The following is a 20735-nucleotide window of genomic DNA, read 5'->3' on the forward strand; positions in this document are numbered from 1 at the left end:
CTCTCCTTTAGGAATACCGAACAGCCAGCTTGCTGCTTTTCGATTCTTCTACTACATTGCCTTCCGTCTTTTCAATAACACTGACGGCCAAGACTTGACCTAGAACATTGAGGGCAGTTCGACCGGCATTGACAAAGAAATCAACCGCAAAAATCAAAGCAACGCCTTCCACCGGTAGGCCTAGCTGAGGCGCAGCTGCCAGCAAGACAACAATCGCTCCTGAAGGCACAGTCGCAGCCGTTTTACCAATCAAAGTCAAAAGCAAAACAGTGAAGAAGAGTCCTGACACAGAAAAAGCAATCCCATAAGCATGCGCAATAAAAATGGTTGCTACAGAGAAATAAACAGCAGCCCCTTCAAGATTAAAAGTGTAACCCAAAGGCACAACCAAATCTATGACATGCTCATCATACCCCTGCTTCTTTAAATCCTTCAACAGTGGCGGCAGGACAACACTAGAACTGCCAGAGACAAAAGCCAAAGTCAGAAGGCTCCAAATCCGTTGTAAACTTGTCAGATAAGGAACTCTAAAAGCAAAAGCAATCAAAGGAAAAATCACTAAAGCTAGAACCGCATAAGCCAGATAAGTTCCTGCTACAAATTGCCCCAAACCGACCAACTTGTCAACTCCTGTCGTCGCCACATCCTTAGCAATAAAACCAAAAATACCAATCGGAGACAGCTTCACAATCACACCGACAATTTTATAAATAGCCTCAATCCAAATCTGCAGCAGCTCAACAGCTTTCTGAGTCTTTTCTTCCTTGAGACTTCCAAGCCCAAATCCTAAAAATATAGCAAAAACAATAATAGGAAGCAGAGCTCCTTCTGAAAGCGACTTGACAATATTGGAGGGAATGAAGCTAAGCAAGAACTCATCCAGCTGAATACTTTTGGCAATCCCGTCAATGCTGGCTCCCGCCTGACCGATATTGACTCCCTTACCAAAGCCCAGATAATAAGATGCAAAGACAAAAATAAAGGTAATCGCCGTCGTGACCCCAAAGAAATAGAGCAGACTCTTTGACAAAAGCTTCCCGAAAGATTTCTTACCAATCACACTGGCTACTGCTACGACTACAACCGGAAAGACCAGCGGAATAATCACCATATTAATCAAACTGATAAAAGCTTGACCCAGAAACTGGTAAAAAGCCGAAAACTGCGGCCAAATAAGAGCAACAAGAACACCCAAAATTAAAGCAATCAAGAGTTGTAAGCCCAGAGAAACCTTTGACCATAAAGAAACGATTTTCATTCCAAACTCCTTTAGTCTATTTTGATAGCTATTTTACTATGATTGCCCCTATCTGGCTAATATATATTTTCTATGAAAGTAATAGAAGAATTTTATAGGTGAGTTGAATAGCGTAAAAAAGCCATCCAAGAAATAACTCCTGAATGTCTATTAGTTTTATCCCTATAGAATGATTCCTCTAACGAAGCATATATTATTAAAACTTTTCAAATTCCAATTAGTCAATCGGTTCACCTCCGACACTTATGTAATTACCTATAATCATTTCTTCAAGATTTACACTTTCATCATCATTAATCGGTATATCCACTCCCCACCCCGATTCTTCAATATTATTGATACGCCCAAAAACATTAATATAATACTCGGGATTTGTAAGACCGCCATCACTCCATTGCGTCTCTTCCCAATCAATCTGAACTGATTCGACTTTTGGACTTTGAGCTTTCACCAAATCTATAATTTCTTGCTCATGCTTTTTTAGATAAGCGAGCTGTTTTTGCTTGATAGCTTCTTTATCATCTTTGATAGCCTTTTTTGAATAAGCAACTTTCTGATTTTCTTTATTACTTTCTTTTTGGGTAAGGGTACATCCTCCCAGACTTACGAGCGCCACTATTGATGAAATTGTTGCAATTATGCTTTTCGTTCGTTTTTTCATAACGTCTCCTTAAATTTTTTGATACCACACTAATTTTCTAAAACAGCTAGTAACATCCATACTAATTTTTCAATCACTCAAAACCCAATGTTACACATCTAGTTTACTATATAAATTTTTAAAAATCTATAAATTACTAAATCTATGAACCACACCCGCAAGGCAGGTGGTTTATTTTTCTTGTACCTTGGAGAGTGAGACAAGCTGAAAGCCACATAACTACTTTTCTATCTTCAATATCTTTGCCCCCTCTTCATTACACCTAATAGATCACTGCTAACATTACTTCAATTTCTATCAAAGAAGTTGTTCTAAAATCTTTAAAACAAAGAGATAAGCAAAATCATTAAATTGACTCTTTTAATTTCTTATATGATATAATTATTTAAAAAAACATATTAGTGAGAAATATTATGTCAAAGACAAAAGGTAACAAAAAAAGAAATTCTTCTAAAGTCAAATATATCTTAGGAAGCGGAGCTTTAATTTTAGCCTCTACAGTTCTTCTGCCTAGAGTATTGAAAAAAACTAGAAATTATGTATATAAAAAACAAGTAACACTAACCAATCATCTAAAAACTAGTTTTGATGGGAAGGACATGTTAGTTAAAAAATCTGACTATAACAAAGGTAGAAGATAATGCAAATCAATACAGATAATATTGCGCAGCAATGTCTCAACGCGATTAATGATAAAATTAATAATTTAAAAAGATTAAACATCATCGTCATTGGCAAATCAGGTGTTGGCAAAAGCACACTAATTAATAGTTTGTTTAGAGGGAATTTTGCTGATACTGGACTAGGCCGACCAGTAACTCAGGAAATTCGCAAAATTGAAAAAAATGGATATCCTTTGGCTATCTATGATACACCCGGCTTTGAATTGTCATATACCCAACAGGAGAGTGTCAAAGATGAAGTCATTAAACTAATTAACAACGGTTACTCTTCTAATGATATCAATGAGGTCATTCACTGCATTTGGTATTGTATTAATGTTGGTTCAAACCGTACTTTCGATAGTTCGGAAGTGGAATGGCTCAGAGAGTTTTCTGAGAAGAATAAAACGTCTAAGGTGCCAATCATCGTTGTCCTTACTCAATCTGTACCTAAAAAGAAAGCACTAGAAATGAAAGCTCATGTTGAGCAGGAAAACTTAGATGTTTGTAAAGTTGTGCCAATTTTAGCTCAGGATATGGATTTTGATGAGGAATATGTCGCTAAAGCTTTTGGATTAGATACTTTGATTGATGTAATGTCTGAGGTCTTGCCAACTGAACTACAGGATACACTGCAAAACATCCAAAAAGTATCTCTGGAATCTAAAAAAAAACATGCTAGGGCAGTCATTGCAACTGCAGTAGCAGCAAGTTTTGGTGAAGGTTTCGCTCCAGTTCCTTTTGCGGATGCCTTCATGCTTGTGCCGACCCAGATAAGCATGATTACTGGCATTACTGTAATTTTTGGGCTTGATATAAATAAAACTTTTCTAACCGCCTTTGTATCCTCAACTTTAGGATCAGGGGGAGCAACATTCCTTGGAAAAACAATTGTCTCTAATATACTGAAATTTATCCCAGGAGTAGGCACAGCAGTTGGCGGAACGATTTCTGGAACCACTGCTGGATTAATTACAACAGCTTTGGGTGAAGCTTACCTGTTTTTAATGGAACAAATATTTAAAGGAGAAATAAGCAAAGAAGCACTATCTACTCCTGCCGGACAAAAACAAATGACAAAACTCTTTAGAGAACGATTATCTAAAAAAAGATAATACACCAAGATTTTGAATCTTGGTGTATTTTTAGGTTAAATTCCTTTTTACATAAAAAAAGACATCCAAGAGAAAACTTTTGAATGTTAGTAAAGTTTGATAACTCCATTGATTCTACCAGTAAACTGGGAATGATAATACTATAGATTCCTTATCTCAAATACTGCTGTATGCACCCACTCATTATTAATTTGTAAATCATTTTCTATAATCCTAATAAAAGTGAAACCATTTTTCAAAAGCACTCTCTTAGAGGACAGATTATCCGTTGCTGTTCCCGCAATGATTCTATTTAAACCATAAGTATGAAATGCCTTGTCTAAAACGAGTTTAACCGCTTCGCTTGCATAGCCTAAATTAGTAACATTTTCTCCAATCCTATATCCAAGTTCTGCTGTTTTTCTATCACTCCCTAAAACACTTAAATTGATCCTTCCGACCATATCGCCTTGCACATCTCTAATAAGATGCATGTATACGTTATGATTATCTTGTTCAGCTAACAATTCTGCTGTAATTTCCTTAAAACTTTCTGGATCAAAAAAGTTACCTGGTCTAGGAGGTAAATTTCGCTCAAAATACTCCCGATTTTCTTTTTCAAAAGAATATACATCTATACTATTTTCTTCAGACATCAGCTCTAAACTTATCATTGTAAAACATCTCCCATCATTATCTACATTCAAATTTTCTTATCTTTACACAAAATGAAATTTACAGAATTCAAACAAATACTTTTATTTTTTCATATCGTTTTTACATTATAACACAAAAGACTATTAACAAAATAATATTCAAGATCAAGGTAAAACTAAGGTGTATTTTGAGGTGAATTTTTCAAAAAAACATGAAAAAAGCACCCCGTATGTTGGATACGAAATGCTTTCAATAAATGTAAATAAGTTTTAACGTTTACTAAATTGTGATGCTTTACGAGCTTTCTTAAGACCTGGTTTGGAAAGTATGAGTTTCAGTTGGACTAAAAACAGCGTAATATCAAGGTTTTTCAGAACGATATCTACTGATTAATTTCATAAAATTTGAATCAATATTTTTTAAATAAGGAAATTTCTTAGCGCATAACTTTCAATCCTATCCTCTTCCTTCTTATCCTAATAAAGTTTGTAATATTGGAATAACAACGATAAATAGAACCGTACTTAGAGTCACTACATTCGTAGAGAATTCCACATCTCCTTTTCCTTGATTAGCAAGGATCGGGAGAACGGCTAGAGCTGGTGTCGCGGACTGAATCATAAAGGTCTTAAATTCTACTGTTGCCATATTTGGGGAAAAGAACTTCAATACAAGAAGCATGATCAGAGGAGCTAGGATAAAGCGCCCAACCAAAGTGACAATTGTATCTTTATCAAAAGCAATGGTATTCAAGCCTGCCTTAGCAAGAACGATACCAATATAAATCAGAGATAGGGGAGTGACGATATTTCCAACATAGGTCAAGGTATTCGTTGCGAAATCTGGAATAGGAATTCGGAGAATCAAAAATAGTAGGGCGACAAGAAAACCTACAAGCGGAGCTGGTAGCAATTTCTTCCAGTCAAATTTAGTTGTCTCCTTGCTTTGACCCGATTTACTGTCGCTCGTCATCAAATACACGCCCAATGTCCAGGTGGAAATCGTATTGGTGATATAGTAAATTAAGAAATAAGGAAGAGCCTGATCCCCAAAAAGAGCAACGTTTAATGGTAAACCGATAAAAATAGTATTGGCATTCACAAAGGTATTAATCATGGTCCCTCGCCGTCCTGGACGGACCTTGAAAAGTATAACTGCAATATAAGCTACCATATATCCTAAGATAAATGCCACAAAAGTATAAAGGAGGCCTCCAGAAAGACTGATTAGTTTATCTAGTGTTAGGTATTTCATCACCGACACAAAAATTGACGCTGGCAAGGCTACATTCATGATCAAACGAGACAGATTGGGACCAAAGTCATCTCCAAACCATCCCCTCACCTGAAGAATATACCCCAAAACAATAATAGCGATAATCGGAATGATACTCGTAATCGAGGTTAAAAAGAGTGACATAGGTATCCTTTCTAAATTTCTTAAGTCCACAGCCTATATAAATCTGTCGGTATAGAAGGATAGCAGCAGAAATGAATTATTTATACTCTGGATACCACTTCAAATCACGAACTGCTTTGGCCATATCTGTTTCCTTAGCGCGTGCAAGACCTTGCTCTTGCGCTTTTTTAGCGACTGCTTCCGCTACTTTAATAGAAACATCTGCTACATATTTGAACGGCGGCAAAACAGGAGCTCCTGGTTGGCCTGGATTGACAATACCACTCAATGAATGAGCCGCTGCTCCAATCATTTCATCAGTCAAAAGACTTGCTTCAGAAGCCAGCATACCTAGACCAAGACCTGGGTAAATCAAGGCATTATTTGCTTGACCAATCACATAGTCTACACCTTTATAAGAAACCATATCAGCAGGAATTCCCGTTGCAACAAACGCTTTGCCATCTGACCATTCGATCAAATCTTTGGCACTTGCTTCTGCCAATTTGGTTGGATTTGACAAGGGGAAGATCATTGGACGTTCTGTGTTTTCACACATAGCTTCTACTACTTCTTTAGTGAAGGTATTAGGTTGAGTTGACGTTCCTACAAGAATGGTTGGCTTCACAGTCTTCACTACTTCAAGCAGGTCAGTCAACTTGTCTGCGTTAGTAAAGTCAACACGTTTCTTAGCAAACGGTTTTTGCTCAGGAGTTAGGTCATCCATGTCATCAAAGAGAAGTCCTTGCTTATCAACCATAAAGAAGCGCTTATAGGCTTCTTCTTCAGAAAGACCTTCACTAACCATTTCACGAAGAACACGAGAAGCAATCCCTGCACCAGCTGTTCCCCCACCATAGCAGAGATAAACTTGATCTGTTAATTTTTCGCCACTAATATCTAGTGAACCAAAGATGCCACCTAAGGTAACGATTCCTGTACCTTGAATATCATCGTTAAAGGTTGGAATTTGTTTTCGGTATTTTTCAAGAATATTGGCAGCATTCAAGCGACCGAAGTCTTCCCAGTGAAGGTAGAGTTTAGGAAAGAGACGTTCTGCTGTTTGAACGAATTGGTCAATGAAGTCGTAGTAACGATCTCCGCGAACCCGTTCGTGACGATTCCCTAAGTAATTAGGATTGTTACGAAGTTCTTCACGGTTAGTCCCTGCATCAATGACTAAAGGAAGAACCATAGAAGGATCGATTCCAGCAGCACCCGTGTAGACCATTAATTTCCCAACAGAAATATCGACACCATTTGTTCCCCAGTCTCCAATTCCAAGGATTCCTTCTGCATCTGTTACAACAATGAGACGAATCTCGCGATCACCAGCAGCATTTTTCAAAGTGGTTTCAATATTTTCAGGATGATTGATATCAAGATATCCCGCATATTGTGGATCTACAAAGAGGTCACTATAGCCTTCAATGGTATCTGCAATGGTTGGATCGTATACAATTGGATTGAATTCCTCCAAATGTTGAGAAAAGAGGTAATAGAAAAGAGTCCGGTTGGTATTAAAAATTTCCATTAGGAAAAGACGCTTTTCCAAATCATTGGCTTTTGTTTGCATTTGCGCATAAGTTTGCGCCGCTTGTTCTTCAATGGTTTGAACATAAGGTGGCAATAAACCAATAAGACCAAGTTCCTTCCGCTCCTCTAAGGTAAAGGCAGTCCCTTTATTAAGGAAAGGATTGTTTAAAATATCATGTGCAGTCATAGTGCAACCTCCTTTTTGATAATATTATACCACTTAATATGTATCTTGAGACGAACTTTGTTATTTAAAAAATATAATCCTTGGTGTATATGTTATAATGAGTCTAGAAGTAAAGTGTTATTGAAAACTCTTTATTCTGTAGATTATTACTCAAAGCACCATTTTGTGATTCTTTAACCTCTTTATGTTATAAATTTCTATACTCATAAGATTTTCGGTAATCGCTCTTTACCATCGGACAAATAAAGCCATACTAAAATATAAATCCATAAGGCAAATTACAATAGATAAATATCATTTAAGTTTTTTATACAATACTTCGTATTTTTTAAGGTGTTTTTTTGTCATACAAAACTTGTATTCTATTTATATGACAACTAAAAACTATTTACAACAATATATTTCCAAAAAAGTGAAATATTTTCGAACACAAAACAAAATGAGCCAGGAAGAACTTTCGGAACAAGCGGGACTTGGGCTTAAGTATATCAACCAACTCGAAAACCAAAATGTGAATCTGACCATTCACAGTCTTGAAAAAGTGATTGACGCCCTAGAGATGACCCCAGAGGAATTTTTCAATTTTGATAGCCTTGAATCAACCTCTGATAAGACCGACAATCTTTCACTCAAAAGAATCAACATGAAGATTAAACAGCTCCCTATTGATAAACGAGAAAAGATGTTGGTCATTTTTGAAAGTATCTTAGATAACCTTTGATATCCCTGACTCACTTACATTTTAACCGGTGAATACTCGTATAGTCAAATTGTAGGATACGGATAAAAAGTATTTATCTGGTGATTTCCACTTATTTTCCTTCTCCAACTAATGAAAGTGAGCCCATATGAATTTAAAAGATCTACAATATTTTTATGACCTCTGCCAGCTTCAATCCTATACGGAAGTAGCAAAACAACATAAAGTCAGCCAACCATCTATTTCTTATGCCATCAAGCGCTTAGAGGAATCTTTTAATTGCAAATTGATTCACCATGATCCTTCACATCGCTCCTTTAAACTAACTAATCAAGGACAAATCCTTCTGAAGCATACAGAACTGATTTTACCTGAGGTCATTTCTACTCGCAAAGAAATTAATCGCTCTTTGGCGCATTGCTCTACTGTAGGATTCCCTCCTATTATCATTCAGTATCTTTTCTCTGTCTTAAATAAAGAAACTGAATTTGATTTTTTAAAAAAGGTACGTCCTATTCGTGGTGGATCCGTAGAATTATTAAACCTTCTCCTTAAGGGAGAACTAGATGCGAGCTTACTCGGATTGATTGAACCACTCAATCATCCTTCAATAGAGACACATGAACTCTTTCATAAAGAACTGTATGTCGTTTTATCTAAGAACCATCCTCTTGCTACTGCTCTTTCCCTCACTTTTGAAGATTTAGTAGATCAATCCTTTATACTTTTAGACGAACACTTTGTTCACCTGAAAGCTTTTGAACTACTTAATCAAAAGCATCAAAACAAGGCAGAAATATTCTTCAAGAGTGACGACATTGTCATCATTAAAGAACTTTTAAAGAAAGGGATTGGCGTTAGTTTACTGGCTGATATCGCACTTTCTGATGAAGATGATGATTTAATAAAAATCCCTCTAATACCGGAGGACCAGATAACATTTACAGTTTATTACGCTTATCTCAAATCAGCTACACTGTCATCAGAAGTAGAAGCCTTATTTAATCTCATTAAATCATATGAATAGAAAAAGACTCTAACTATCAACTACCTGATAGCTAGAGTTTTTTACATTATAGGTATTAGACTAAAGCACGAAGAAATAGAATATGATCGCCGAATTTTTCATTTACCTGATACCATTCAACGAGATTCCCAATTATAAATCTACAAAGTGTCGATAAAAAAGAACACCCCGAAAGGTGCTCTTTGTATGTACTGTAATTCTCTCGAATTAACGTTTACTAAATTGTGATGCTTTACGAGCTTTCTTAAGACCTGGTTTTTTCTACATTATGATATTTATGGTAAATTATCACTAAAATCAAGTAATTTTAAGAGATAAATCCTCAATATTTACATATATAATCCTTTTGAAAATCGAGAGGTTATCAAAGGGTTATCACATTTTAGTTTTCGGAGCTTATGTTGTTGAGAAATACGAAATACCGTATCATAAAGATGATGTACAGTTTAGCAACAAATATACAGTTTCTTCGTGCCTGGACAATTTCTTTTTCTATCCTGAAGATATTTAAACAGTTCTATATATTATTTCTTGTGAGTAATTTTCATCAAAAAATTTCGGGTATTCGGATTTTATGGTGGAAAAGGGCTTATAAATCACCCTTCTCCAAATTCTTAATAAGTGTGGAAAAATCGACACCTAAGTTGTCTGTAATGTCGTGATCATTCACTTCATACCAATTGAAAGTATCGTATAACATAGCTTTATTGAAAGCACTTGAATTAAATCGTGGCTTACGCTTTTTATGGAGCTTCTCATTGAAAAGGATTTTGGCTCGTAAGGCATCAAACGAGTAACCTCTACCCATTCGCTCTACCTGCCTAATAATGCTGTTAATTGACTCCGTATAAGCATTAGTGAGCCTTTTATCAAAGTAGTTGAATATTTCAACATGCCAGTTGTCTACGGCTCTCACGAGGTCTTTATATGCGTCTTTAGAGTTGCTGAATATACAACGGTGTCTCCATTGACTATAACGAAGATGACCTTCATCTGGATCAGGAGTATCCCATATCCAGTAAAACTCTTCTTTGAGTTCATAGGCTTCTTTTAAAGCAGGAAGATTACCTAACCAAGTATCTAAGAGGAATGATTCACGTTCATTTAGATCGTGTTTACGCTTTAGAAGGATAAACCTTTCACGCATAAGGTACGTCTTTCTTTTTGGCTCATATGGGCTTTCAAAGACTTTCTGACGTTATCTAAGGCTTGATTAGCCATTCTAACTACATGAAACTTATCTACGACAACTTTAGCGTGTGGAAGGATAGTGTTCACTGCGTCTTTGTAGGGCTTCCACATATCCATTGTGACGTACTCAATGTAAGTCCTGTCACTGATTTCTGAAAGACGTTGGATGACTGTTTCCTTGTTACGGTTAGGCTTGATGTCATAAATAGTCCTGCGTTCAATATTAGTCAATACAAGCCGAGGTCTACGGATAATATGTATCTCGTCTATCCCAAGCCACTTAGGAGTTTCAAACTGGTATTCACGTTCTTTGAGTGCCACATAGTCCTTAAAAACGTTCCTAATGGTTTTTTCGTCAACACCAACGCTTTCTGCGACTTCTACAAAGGTCTTAGACATGGATTGCTCTTGAATGGACTTTAAAAGCCTTTTGGTCATACTACGCTTTTCATCTACAGATATTAGGCGTTCCCAGAAGGTAGATCCGCATTCACGACACTTGTATCGTCTACGGTTCAATTGTAAGCCCACTCGCTTTAAACGAATGGGCAAATCCATAATTAGTTGATTTCTTGAACTGTGTTTGTACAACTTGTCAAAACCACATTCAGGACAACATTCAGGTGGTCCGACTGCTTCAACTTTAAACATCATATCGGTTTCATTTTCTTGTGGCGGTTCTATTGTTTTAATGTCTGGTAAGGATAATAAGTCTGACATATTATTCATCCTTTATTACTCTGCGGTGTTAAGGTATCAATTATAGATTTGATGTCGAAATCATCAGTGTTAAATTATTTTTGTGACCACAAATGCACTTAGAAAATCCCTTAAAGCATTAGCTGGTTCACTTGAATAGGGAGTTGTAAAAAAGTTCCCTTAGCCTGCACAGCAAGATAATTTCGAAACATCTTTATCAAAAGTTAGGACAGCCAGCTTCAATCCTTCTGCCATTGTTAGATATGGAGCCATCGTTTCTCTCAGATCTCCAACAGTTAAACCGAATTTCACAGCTAATGTTGCTGCATAAATTACGTCTCCTGCGTTTTCTGCCACTACATGCGCCCCTAACACTTTCAATGTTTTCGCGTCTGCCACTAATTTGAAAACACCTGTTGTTTCCCGATTAACGAGCGCTCTTGGAACAGCATCCAACGGCAATACCGATGTTTTCACTTCATATCCTTTTTCTTTTGCCTGTTGCTCCGTTAAACCAACCGTTGCAATCGATGGAGAAGTAAACGTAACGCCTGGAACCACTTCTAAATTGACCTTTTGATTTAGTCCTCCGATTGCATTACGAGCAGCAAGTCCACCTTCATAAGCAGCTACATAAACAAATTGGGGACCGAGAGTGACATCTCCAGCTGAATAAATTCGGGAATTGGTCGTTTTAAGATAATCATCAATGACAATTTCACCACGGGAACCAACTTCAACGCCTGCTGCATGTAAGTTTAATGATTCTGTATTTGGTTTTCTTCCAGTGGCAATTAGCAATTGTTCTGCTTCAATAATTCGCTTTTTACCATTTATCTCAACATGAACTTTTTTAATGTCTCCATCTTGCTCAACTCGTTCATAGGTTGCACCTGTTACTAAATTAATTCCCTGTTCTGTTAAGGCCTTAGTAATGGCTTCTGAAATTTCAGGATCGTATTCTTTTAATAGACGCTCGCTTCTTTGAATCAAAGTGACTTCTGACCCGAGGTTATGAAATAGTTGTCCTAATTCCATGCCGATATATCCTGAACCAATTACGGTAAGACGATTTGGAACCTTCTTTAATTCCAATAAGCTAGTGCTTGTTAAATAATCTACTTCATCTAATCCGGGAATATTAGGTGCAGTTGAAGAAGCACCTGTAGCTATTAAAAATCTTTTGGCTGTGATTTGATTGCCATTTACTTCAACTGTATTTTCATTTACGAATTTTGCTTCACCTTTTATTAATTCAAAACCATAATCATCAATTAAATTCACATATTTTTCATTTCGCATCTCGGTTACTAAATCATTCTTTTGTTTTACTAATGGCGCTAAATCAACATTTGAAGCCGAAGTGTGTAATCCCACAAATGGATTATTTTTTGCTAGATGATTGATTTCCCCTGCTCTTAATAAGGTCTTAGAAGGAACGCATCCGACATTAACGCAAGTTCCACCCACCGTTCCACGCTCAATCATAGCCACTTTTGCGTTCAAAGTAACGGCTTCAATGGCAGATGAAAAGGCAGCTCCACCAGAACCGATGATGATGTAATCATAATCATAGTTACCTTCATCATTTAAACTTACATCTGTCCTTTTTTCCGATTGCACTTGTATTTCTTCTGCTTCGCCCGGGTGATAATTTGCGTCAGCAATCGCCTTTATTGCACTTTCAACCTCAATATCATCGGACAGTTCAAATACTGCTTCACCACGACGATAACTAGACTCAATATTTTTAGCACCTATCTTTTCAAGTGCTGATTCTACGTGTTTTTCACAACCCGTACAAGTCATTCCTGAAATGTTTACCTTAAATTTATTCATAAAAAAGCTCCTTTCGTTAATTAATCTCTCATGTTAATGTTTCTATTATTGGACACGAATGTAATTGCTTTTCATCTGGACATCGTTGTTTTAAGTCGTCTAACATAGTTTCAATTCGTTTTAAATCCTCTATTTGTTTTTGCACTTCCTTTTGTTTTTTAGAAACAAATTCGAACATATCTTGACAACGAACTTCATCTTTATCTACAACACCAAGTAATTTATAAATCTCGCTTAAAGAGAAACCAAGTTCCTGTATTCGTTTAATAAACCCAACACGCTTAACGTCATCATATGAATATATCCGATAACCAGCTTCCGTTCGGTGAGGTTCTTGTAATAAATTTTTTCGCTCGTAATATCTGATCGTTTCTTTATTAACTCCACATTTATCTGCAAACTCACTAATGCGATAAATCATCTTATTTCACCCCCTGAATATTATAAACCATGTACCATAGTACACGGTCAAGTAAATTGGACTATTTTATTTTTTTCCCAAAGTATCACTCGTATGTGATTGATACTTTTATATAATACTATTGATTATCCTAACATCCCACCAGAAAATCCGATTTAAACACCAGTTGTTTTTAAACTATTAAGAAAGTAATTCCACTATATATTCCGAAGACCCGAAATTTCATAGAGTAGCTCCCTAGAATCATGGAAAAGTAGTAAAAATAGTTGTTATCCTAGTTGATTAAAAAAATCCCTGATTTCCTCATCTTTTATAAAATAATATATAATTTTCCCCTCTCTTCTAGTGCCCAAGATGTTTTGATTGGCTAGTTTACGAAGATGGTGGGAAGTAGATGCCATACTGAGATCTAGTAAACAGGCTATATCACAGACACAGAGTTCTTCAACAGCAAGAAGATAGAAGATGATATTTATCTGTTTATTATCGGTAAATTTTGTTAAAATGCGAAGTGATTTTTGGACTTTTTCCTTTTCAAGGTAGTTCGTTGCGGTTGTAACATTTTGTTGATTTATAATATTCACTTGGCATATACTATCTTTTTTCATAATATTTTCTCCTAGCCTAATATAGTCCATAGTATGTCAAAACTGTTATTTTCAATCAGGATATATATCCCCAATCCTAAATAAACAACGGCAATAAACCATCTGCTATATTTTTCCAAAATTTCTCCAACAGAAGAGACTTGTGCCAATTTTTGGGCAGAAAAAACCAAGAGATAAATCATGACTAGAAAGGTAAGTAAAGCTACTATCAAATTTGCTAAATTTAAGGTAGTAAAATATGGAACAAAGACACCAATATTGTCAGCACCACAACTTGCAAAAGTAATCATAGCGACTAGAAATATCAGGTTTTTATTATCTTTGCGCAAACCTTCTTTGGCAATAGCTTCTCCATCAGAATCTCCTAAAAGCAAAACTTTGAGACCTAGGAAAATTGGAATCAAACCGAGTAAACCTAAAATCTCTTTACTAGGAATATAATTTAAGACAAATGCAAAAAGCAAACTTAGCAATATTAGACTAACAGAGCCTAGAAATTGTCCTAAATAGATGTTAATGATGTCTTTTCTGCTTTTTCTTTTGGCAAAAAATAACATTAGGATAATAAGTAAGTCTACGGCTGTCCCAGAATACAGGATTATTGAAGTAACAACATTTTGAATCATAAAACACCTCATTCAAATATATTTTTGAATGTATTCTAACATTAAACTTTGTAGATGTCAACTTAAAATCCACCAAAATATAGATAAGAAGTTAGTGTACCAAATATTAAAAAGCCCTGCCATCGAAATGATAGCAGGGCTTAACTTCAATATCCAGATAATATATTTATCTAAAAAAGGTACAGTTTTTATTGATTTGTAGTGCGATATAATGAGTTTCCAAAAATCAAAAATCGCTTAAAATCAATATTTTGACATCTATTGGCGTGTACTGAAACCCTTACTTAACCTCTGTAAGGATATAATTACGGTACCAGTATATCATAAATAATAACAAAATCTTGACTTTCCGAAACATAATGATTTTCCCGAAAGAAAGAGATCAACCTAAAAAATTACTTTCTTACTTATGTAATGTTTCTTTAATATAATATAGAAATAAAAAGTATGTAAATGAAAAGATTTATCACATTACTTTTAGTGTCTCTATCTACAATTTTATTAATTGCATGTTCTAACCAATCAAGCAATTCTTTAGATGGCGAATACCGTTGAATAAACGAGAGTAGAAATGAAGTTGCCTTTACCATTTCAGGTAACAAAGGAAATAGCAACAAAGGAGAGGCCGACACCTTTACAATTGATAAAGACAGTGCAACAATCGAACCGACTGGCTCTAATATCATAAACCGAAAAGAGAATTATACCTTCAAGGATGACGTATTCACTGTAGATATTTCAGGAACAAAGCAGGAGTATTACAAAAAGGATAGTGAAGAAATACAGCGACAAGTAAAACCCTCAAACTATTTGATATTCTTTATACAATAAAAACGCTTTTGTACTGACCCCAAAAGTTAGATTTTTTCTGTCTAACTTTTGGGGGTCAGTACACACCCGCATAGCGGGTATTTTTTTGTCTCGTACCTAGCAGAGTGAGACAGGCTAATAGTCACATAATAAAAAATTTACTTAAAGTCAGATTTTAAATACTGTAGAATAGTTCTTTCTAAAACTTACTCCCAAATTTTTTTGCTCGTATAATTCATCAGGGGTTTGGGGATTCCCCAAAATTCAAATCATCCCAAAAAGTACATACACTTTGTGTATACAAATTTTGGGATGATTTTGGGAGTGTGTGTATACAGACTCTGAGCTCGCAAAGTCATATTATGAGAAATCTTTCCTTCTCGATAAAATAATCCCAAAAATCAATTTGACTGTCATTTGTGTGTACAAATATTTTAAGAAGATATATAAAAAACGCTGCAAAATTTTTAACAGCGTTTCCTTATTTTAAAATTCTCATATGTCTTTCTTTTTTATGGTTAGCATCATAGTATTCCAGCATCGCATGATACAAACGAGCCTTCGTTTTATCTTGTTGTTTAATTCCATGAAGAAATAATTCTGCTCGCTTTAATTTCAATATGTATTCGCATATCTGATCAAAATCCTTATCCATATTACTTTTGAAAATAAACATCTTTTTCCTCCATCACATCAACTATTTTTTGCATCAAAATAGACATATCCATTTTGTTTTCATAGCTTATTCTCCCAACTACAGTTGCAAGACGGGCTATAGAATTGATATTCTTTCCGACTTGTTCCAACTCTTCTGTTAAAGGAACTAAACCTTCAAAAGAGACTTTTTGGATGTTCAAATCTGTTCGTATTAATTTTTGTCTAGCAAACTCAGAAAAATTACGAATATTTTCCTTCCTCATACAATCATTTAATTTTTTATTTTCTTCTTCCGTCAAAAAAACCTGTTTCAACACAGATTTTATTCTCATGTCCTATCACCTCGTTTTCTTATTTAGTCGTTTTACAAGTTCTTTCACTTGTTTACTTGTCTTCTTTTCATATTCTATCATCAGCTCAACGCAGTAGTGAAATATCCTTACATTATCCAAATCCTCACTTTGTTCTGCTATTCTTTCTAACTGACGTAAGTTATTGATAATTCTTCTAACTTGAAATATAAAGTCATGATAAGATTCAAAATCAAATTGAAGATAAATAGGCGAGCTCTTAAATAACATTTTTCTGGCATAAGAGGAAAAACTTAGATGATTTGTCATTTCAATCAAGTTATTCACTATTTCATTTTGCTCCTCAGTGATGTAACATTTCTTTAGAACAGTCCTATATCTACTCATTTATCATATACTTCTTTCGGGCATTTTCATGGGCAATAGCTTTGCACTCCAGCATACGTTCCTGCTTTAAATTCTCCATAGACTTAAATAAATACGCCAAAGGAGACGTCGCATCCTCAGGAATCCGTTCAATCATGCTAATGACTTCATCACTAGTTACATACCCACTAACCAAATACTCGCCTATCTTCATCTTCTGAGCATGTGTTAAAGTGTAATTGTTAGGATACAAAAATCTATCATTGTACTTATAAGAAATGGATTCTAACAAAGAATAATATTTGGGTGGAATATAAGTTTCAGGCTTTCTAGAACTATTATCCAGTATATTCTCAATCTCTTTCTTATTCTTACTCTTGTTCTTAATCTCTTGCGTTACATTATCATTTTCATCCGTTACTGTAACGTTACAGTCTAAAACGAGTTGTGGCTCGCCTGTAATTAGTGCTTTTTGTTTTTGTCTATGACGAGCAACACGTTCCCTAGTTTGTTTTCTAATCTTTTCTAGTCCATCTATATTCTGATGTTTCTCCCATTTTGGAATGGTAATAGCGCCATCTATGATTTCTATCATGCCAAATTCTTCAAACATGCTGAGAGCTAATTTTACAGATGTAGCCTTTCGCCTAAACACTGTTGAAAGCATCTCTTCTGTGTAATAAACCTTGTTCCCTAGACTTAATATGCCACTATTGTTTTGCTTTCCTGCAAGCACCAGAATTTTAAACCATATTACAATAAGAGTATCTCCTTCTGGCATTGATTCTATTAGCTGAATTTTTTCATCATCAAATATATCTGTTGTTATCTTGATCCACTGAACACCATTCATACGAGTACCTATCTTTCATATTGCTTCAACCATCGTGTTACTGCTCTTTTATCGTATAAAGTCACTCCATCAATCACCATGGTTGGCATTCCTTCTTTCGTCCATTTTTGGATTGTTGTCGTAGATACATCTAACCACCTAGACAAACCTGACATACGAACCATAGGTTTATAAAGTTCTTTATCTTCAAATACTCTTGCTACAGCATTTGAAATCATCTCATCATAGTGAGCACGTAATTGCTTCTCTAATTCTTTAGGAAGCTGGACAACTAAAGTAGTTTCCGACATAAATTCACACCTCATTTCTAAATTAAATAAGCTCCGAAACCATTTAATTTGTTATTCATTTTGAATTATATATCCTTTTTGAATTTTTGTCAAGCTTTTTTATTCAAAAAGAATAAAATGTGTTATAATGATAAAAAGGAGGTTCTTATGACGAATCATATTACTAAACTGATAGAAAATAGCGGAAAAAAATTGACAGAAATTAGCGAAGCTACAAATATAGCCTATCCTACACTTTCTGGATACAATCAAGGAATCCGCAAACCTAAAAAAGATAATGCTGAAAAATTGGCAAAATACTTTAATGTTTCCGTCGCTTACATTATGGGACTTGATAGCAACCCACACGCTCCATCAAATCTTAAAATTGTTACAGATAGTTTCAAAACATCTAAAATTGGTTCTGTGACACCTTTTAAAAGCGATATGGAGAAGTTAAAGAAGAGTATCGAATTTGGCGAAAGGGCATTAACACTACCACTTGATGATAGTTTTTCAGATGAATTTCGTCATATATTCTCAGAATACCTAGCTGAGAAAAACAAACGTTTTATGTCTGAGTTTATAGATTATATGAATCACCAAAATAAAGATTCTAAAGTTTGGCAGAGCTGGATTAAAACAGACGAATACGCTATCCGCCAAGAAGATAGAAAAAATAGATAGACACTCATTTCTCAATTACATAAGCTCCGAAAACTTAGATACGGAGAAAAAATGTCTATACACAAATACAAAACAAAAAAAGGAATCCTATACTATGTCAGCTTTTACATTGGCTTAGATGCTTATGGAAAGAAAAAAAGGCACTTAAAGAGAGGGTTCAAAACCAAAAAAGAGGCAAAATTGTACGAAGCTCGTTTAGAAGCTGGTGTCGTTGCCCCCACAGTAAGTACCGACAAACCTAACCCCAAAGTCACTTATAAAGAACTTTATCAAGAATGGTTTAATGCCTATGTTGGTACCGTTGAAGAAACAACTTCTTCCCAAACTAAGAATATCTATCGAATACATATTCTACCAATATTTGGCGATAAATTTATTGACCAAATCAGTCCTTTAGACTGTCAAAACTTTATTACACAAAAATCTCAGACTTTCAAAAATATCAAACAGATAAAATCCTATACCTCAAAAATTTTTGATTTTGCAATCAACATGAACTACATTGATCGAAATCCAATGAAGAATGTTATCATGCCTAAAATCAAAAAAACTAGATCAGATAATTTTTGGTCTCTGGAGGAATTACATCATTTCCTTGATATAGTGAAAGAAACTGAGCCATTTAAACATTTTGCTTTATTTAGACTGCTTGCATTTAGTGGACTACGAAAAGGGGAGTTATACGCTTTAAAATGGGCTGATATTAACTTTGACAGCAATCTATTGAACATAGATAAAAGTCTAGGAAGAATTGACGGTAAAGCGATTGAAAAGAGCACAAAGAATGAATCTTCAGTTCGTACAATCTATCTTGATGATGAGACAATCGATCTTATTAAGCAATGGAGAAATTTCTATCTGAAAGAACAATCTCAGCTTCCTCTTACAAAGCTGAATATTAGTGATGAATATATGTTCTCTTACATATCAAGTAATGACAAAATTGAACCTTTGCATGCTGATTACATTAATAACGTACTGAATCGAATTATTAAAAAGCATAAATTAAAACCAATTAGCCCACATGGGTTTAGACATACACATGCAACACTTATGTCTGAAATTGGAATCGATCCTTCTAATACATCAAAACGTCTCGGTCATGCAAGCAGTCAGGTGACATTAGATGTCTATACTCACACCACAAAAACTGGTGAGAAAAACTCTATTGACAAATTTGCAGACTATCTCAATAAAGCAAAATAAATCATGATTTTAAAAATTTAGAAGAGGTTATCAGAAGGTTATCACAAAGCTATTTGAGCTCAAAAATCGACAAAAAAGCACTTTGCAAAATTTTTGCAAAGTGCTTTGAAACGTTGATATAATCGTATTGATTAACGTTTTGAGAATTGTGATGCTTTACGAGCTTTCTTAAGACCTGGTTTCTTACGTTCTACCATGCGGGCATCACGAGTAAGAAGGCCTGCGCGTTTCAATGAATCGCGGAAGTCAGGGTCTACTTGAAGAAGGGCACGAGCGATACCGTGACGGATAGCGCCTGATTGACCAGCGTAGCCACCACCATCAACGTTTACGAAAACGTCGTATTGACCAACAGTTGAAGTAACTGCGAATGGTTGGTTGATAACCAAACGAAGATCAGCGTGTGGGATGTACTCTTCAACATCTTTTTTGTTTACAGTGATTTTACCAGTTCCTGGAACAAGGCGAACGCGTGCAACAGCGTTTTTACGACGTCCAGTACCTGCATATTGTGCTTGTGACATAGCTTATTTGTTCCTTTCCTTAGATAAGTCCTGAAATATCAAGAACTTCTGGTTGTTGTGCAGCGTGAGTGTGCTCAGCGCCTACAAATACTTTCAGCTTCATACCTTGAGCGCGGCCAAGAGTATTGTGCGGAAGCATACCTTTAACAGATTTTTCGATCAAACGAACAGCGTTCTTAGAGCGAAGCTCACCTGCTGAGATTTGTTTCAATCCACCTGGGTACATAGAGTGAGTGTAATAGATCTTATCAGTCGCTTTTTTACCAGTCAATTTTACTTTTTCAGCGTTGATAACGATTACGAAGTCACCTGTATCAGTGTGAGGTGTAAAGGTTGGTTTGTTTTTTCCGCGAAGTACGCTTGCTACAACAGCAGAAAGGCGTCCAAGAGGGACATCAGTAGCGTCCACTACATACCATTTGCGTTCAACTTCACCTGGCTTAGCCATGTATGTTGTTTTGTTCATGATTTCTCCTATGAATATCGTT

General features: G+C 35.5%; 22 protein-coding genes and 2 pseudogenes. 8 read left to right on the plus strand and 16 right to left on the minus strand.

Annotated elements, in window-relative coordinates; genetic code table 11:
• Positions 1 to 7 precede the first annotated feature (7 nt).
• Both HMPREF9378_RS03325 and HMPREF9378_RS03320 read right to left on the minus strand, forming a co-directional pair.
• Positions 8 to 1258 carry a dicarboxylate/amino acid:cation symporter gene (locus HMPREF9378_RS03325; protein WP_002914012.1) on the minus strand — a complete coding sequence of 417 codons (1251 nt, stop codon included), beginning with the start codon at positions 1256 to 1258 and terminating at the stop codon, positions 8 to 10.
• Between the two features lie 217 nt (positions 1259 to 1475).
• Positions 1476 to 1919: a hypothetical protein gene (locus HMPREF9378_RS03320; RefSeq protein ID WP_002914014.1), complete on the minus strand. Its 444-nt coding sequence runs from the start codon at positions 1917 to 1919 to the stop codon at positions 1476 to 1478.
• Positions 1920 to 2332: 413 nt separating this feature from the next.
• Here HMPREF9378_RS03320 and HMPREF9378_RS03315 point away from each other — a divergent pair, with 413 nt between their 5' ends.
• Both HMPREF9378_RS03315 and HMPREF9378_RS03310 read left to right on the plus strand, forming a co-directional pair.
• The gene (locus HMPREF9378_RS03315; RefSeq protein WP_002914016.1) at positions 2333 to 2560 is read left to right on the plus strand and encodes a hypothetical protein; all 228 of its coding nucleotides are present in this window, start codon (positions 2333 to 2335) and stop codon (positions 2558 to 2560) included.
• A complete protein-coding gene (locus tag HMPREF9378_RS03310; protein ID WP_002914017.1) occupies positions 2560 to 3696 on the plus strand; it encodes a YcjF family protein in 1137 nt (378 codons plus the stop codon). Before HMPREF9378_RS03315 ends, HMPREF9378_RS03310 begins: the two co-directional genes overlap by 1 nt.
• A 140-nt stretch (positions 3697 to 3836) precedes the next feature.
• Here the strand turns inward: HMPREF9378_RS03310 and HMPREF9378_RS03305 are convergent, their stop codons facing one another.
• The 3 genes from HMPREF9378_RS03305 to HMPREF9378_RS03295 all read right to left on the minus strand — a co-directional run bounded on the left by HMPREF9378_RS03305 (position 3837) and on the right by HMPREF9378_RS03295 (position 7453).
• Entirely contained in the window at positions 3837 to 4349 is a 513-nt protein-coding gene (locus HMPREF9378_RS03305; protein ID WP_002914019.1) for a GNAT family N-acetyltransferase, read from the minus strand.
• Between the two features lie 454 nt (positions 4350 to 4803).
• Positions 4804 to 5751, minus strand: coding sequence for an AEC family transporter (locus HMPREF9378_RS03300; RefSeq protein WP_002914021.1), 948 nt, complete (start codon positions 5749 to 5751; stop codon positions 4804 to 4806).
• Between the two features lie 76 nt (positions 5752 to 5827).
• On the minus strand, positions 5828 to 7453 hold the full coding sequence (locus tag HMPREF9378_RS03295) for a malolactic enzyme (RefSeq protein ID WP_002914023.1): 1626 nt from the start codon (positions 7451 to 7453) through the stop codon (positions 5828 to 5830).
• A gap of 370 nt (positions 7454 to 7823) precedes the next feature.
• Here HMPREF9378_RS03295 and HMPREF9378_RS03290 point away from each other — a divergent pair, with 370 nt between their 5' ends.
• Together HMPREF9378_RS03290 and HMPREF9378_RS03285 are read left to right on the plus strand one after the other, a co-directional pair.
• On the plus strand, positions 7824 to 8174 hold the full coding sequence (locus tag HMPREF9378_RS03290; RefSeq protein WP_002914025.1) for a helix-turn-helix domain-containing protein: 351 nt from the start codon (positions 7824 to 7826) through the stop codon (positions 8172 to 8174).
• Between the two features lie 127 nt (positions 8175 to 8301).
• Complete coding sequence (locus tag HMPREF9378_RS03285) at positions 8302 to 9180, plus strand: LysR family transcriptional regulator (protein WP_002914026.1); 879 nt, start codon at positions 8302 to 8304, stop codon at positions 9178 to 9180.
• 589 nt (positions 9181 to 9769) lie between these two features.
• Here the strand turns inward: HMPREF9378_RS03285 and HMPREF9378_RS11550 are convergent.
• From HMPREF9378_RS11550 to HMPREF9378_RS03265, 5 genes and pseudogenes are all read right to left on the minus strand, one after another.
• Positions 9770 to 11091, minus strand: a pseudogene (locus tag HMPREF9378_RS11550) (ISL3 family transposase).
• 159 nt (positions 11092 to 11250) lie between these two features.
• Positions 11251 to 12909, minus strand: coding sequence for a mercury(II) reductase (merA, locus tag HMPREF9378_RS03280; protein WP_001031943.1), 1659 nt, complete (start codon positions 12907 to 12909; stop codon positions 11251 to 11253).
• 28 nt (positions 12910 to 12937) lie between these two features.
• Entirely contained in the window at positions 12938 to 13330 is a 393-nt protein-coding gene (merR, locus tag HMPREF9378_RS03275) for an Hg(II)-responsive transcriptional regulator (protein WP_001863748.1), read from the minus strand.
• A gap of 269 nt (positions 13331 to 13599) precedes the next feature.
• Positions 13600 to 13938, minus strand: a complete 339-nt coding sequence (cadX, locus tag HMPREF9378_RS03270) for a Cd(II)/Zn(II)-sensing metalloregulatory transcriptional regulator CadX (RefSeq protein WP_011999882.1) — start codon at positions 13936 to 13938, stop codon at positions 13600 to 13602.
• Between the two features lie 11 nt (positions 13939 to 13949).
• Entirely contained in the window at positions 13950 to 14564 is a 615-nt protein-coding gene (locus HMPREF9378_RS03265; RefSeq protein WP_000615750.1) for a CadD family cadmium resistance transporter, read from the minus strand.
• A gap of 28 nt (positions 14565 to 14592) precedes the next feature.
• Between HMPREF9378_RS03265 and HMPREF9378_RS11850 the strand changes: the two genes are divergently transcribed.
• Positions 14593 to 14766: a hypothetical protein gene (locus HMPREF9378_RS11850; RefSeq protein ID WP_002914036.1), complete on the plus strand. Its 174-nt coding sequence runs from the start codon at positions 14593 to 14595 to the stop codon at positions 14764 to 14766.
• Between the two features lie 251 nt (positions 14767 to 15017).
• Positions 15018 to 15395: pseudogene (locus HMPREF9378_RS11890) on the plus strand (hypothetical protein).
• Positions 15396 to 15855: 460 nt separating this feature from the next.
• Here HMPREF9378_RS11890 and HMPREF9378_RS03260 read toward each other — a convergent pair.
• The 4 genes from HMPREF9378_RS03260 to HMPREF9378_RS03240 all read right to left on the minus strand — a co-directional run bounded on the left by HMPREF9378_RS03260 (position 15856) and on the right by HMPREF9378_RS03240 (position 17851).
• Positions 15856 to 16050 carry a hypothetical protein gene (locus HMPREF9378_RS03260; RefSeq protein ID WP_000469564.1) on the minus strand — a complete coding sequence of 65 codons (195 nt, stop codon included), beginning with the start codon at positions 16048 to 16050 and terminating at the stop codon, positions 15856 to 15858.
• Positions 16031 to 16363: a hypothetical protein gene (locus HMPREF9378_RS03255; RefSeq protein ID WP_001220782.1), complete on the minus strand. Its 333-nt coding sequence runs from the start codon at positions 16361 to 16363 to the stop codon at positions 16031 to 16033. Before HMPREF9378_RS03255 ends, HMPREF9378_RS03260 begins: the two co-directional genes overlap by 20 nt.
• A 358-nt stretch (positions 16364 to 16721) precedes the next feature.
• The gene (locus HMPREF9378_RS03245; RefSeq protein WP_002914039.1) at positions 16722 to 17561 is read right to left on the minus strand and encodes a phage replisome organizer N-terminal domain-containing protein; all 840 of its coding nucleotides are present in this window, start codon (positions 17559 to 17561) and stop codon (positions 16722 to 16724) included.
• A gap of 8 nt (positions 17562 to 17569) precedes the next feature.
• Complete coding sequence (locus HMPREF9378_RS03240; RefSeq protein ID WP_000005472.1) at positions 17570 to 17851, minus strand: hypothetical protein; 282 nt, start codon at positions 17849 to 17851, stop codon at positions 17570 to 17572.
• Between the two features lie 147 nt (positions 17852 to 17998).
• Between HMPREF9378_RS03240 and HMPREF9378_RS03235 the strand changes: the two genes are divergently transcribed.
• Together HMPREF9378_RS03235 and HMPREF9378_RS03230 are read left to right on the plus strand one after the other, a co-directional pair.
• Complete coding sequence (locus HMPREF9378_RS03235; protein WP_000181350.1) at positions 17999 to 18517, plus strand: helix-turn-helix domain-containing protein; 519 nt, start codon at positions 17999 to 18001, stop codon at positions 18515 to 18517.
• A 51-nt stretch (positions 18518 to 18568) separates the two neighbouring features.
• Positions 18569 to 19723: a site-specific integrase gene (locus HMPREF9378_RS03230; RefSeq protein WP_002914042.1), complete on the plus strand. Its 1155-nt coding sequence runs from the start codon at positions 18569 to 18571 to the stop codon at positions 19721 to 19723.
• A gap of 131 nt (positions 19724 to 19854) precedes the next feature.
• On the opposite strand, the gene rpsI is transcribed toward HMPREF9378_RS03230, so the two are convergent.
• Positions 19855 to 20247, minus strand: a complete 393-nt coding sequence (gene rpsI / locus HMPREF9378_RS03225; RefSeq protein WP_002902303.1) for a 30S ribosomal protein S9 — start codon at positions 20245 to 20247, stop codon at positions 19855 to 19857.
• A 19-nt stretch (positions 20248 to 20266) separates the two neighbouring features.
• A complete protein-coding gene (gene rplM, locus HMPREF9378_RS03220; protein WP_002893769.1) occupies positions 20267 to 20713 on the minus strand; it encodes a 50S ribosomal protein L13 in 447 nt (148 codons plus the stop codon).
• Positions 20714 to 20735 lie beyond the last annotated feature (22 nt).

It is taken from the genome of Streptococcus sanguinis SK1 = NCTC 7863, assembly GCF_000194945.1.
Lineage (GTDB): Bacteria > Bacillota > Bacilli > Lactobacillales > Streptococcaceae > Streptococcus > Streptococcus sanguinis.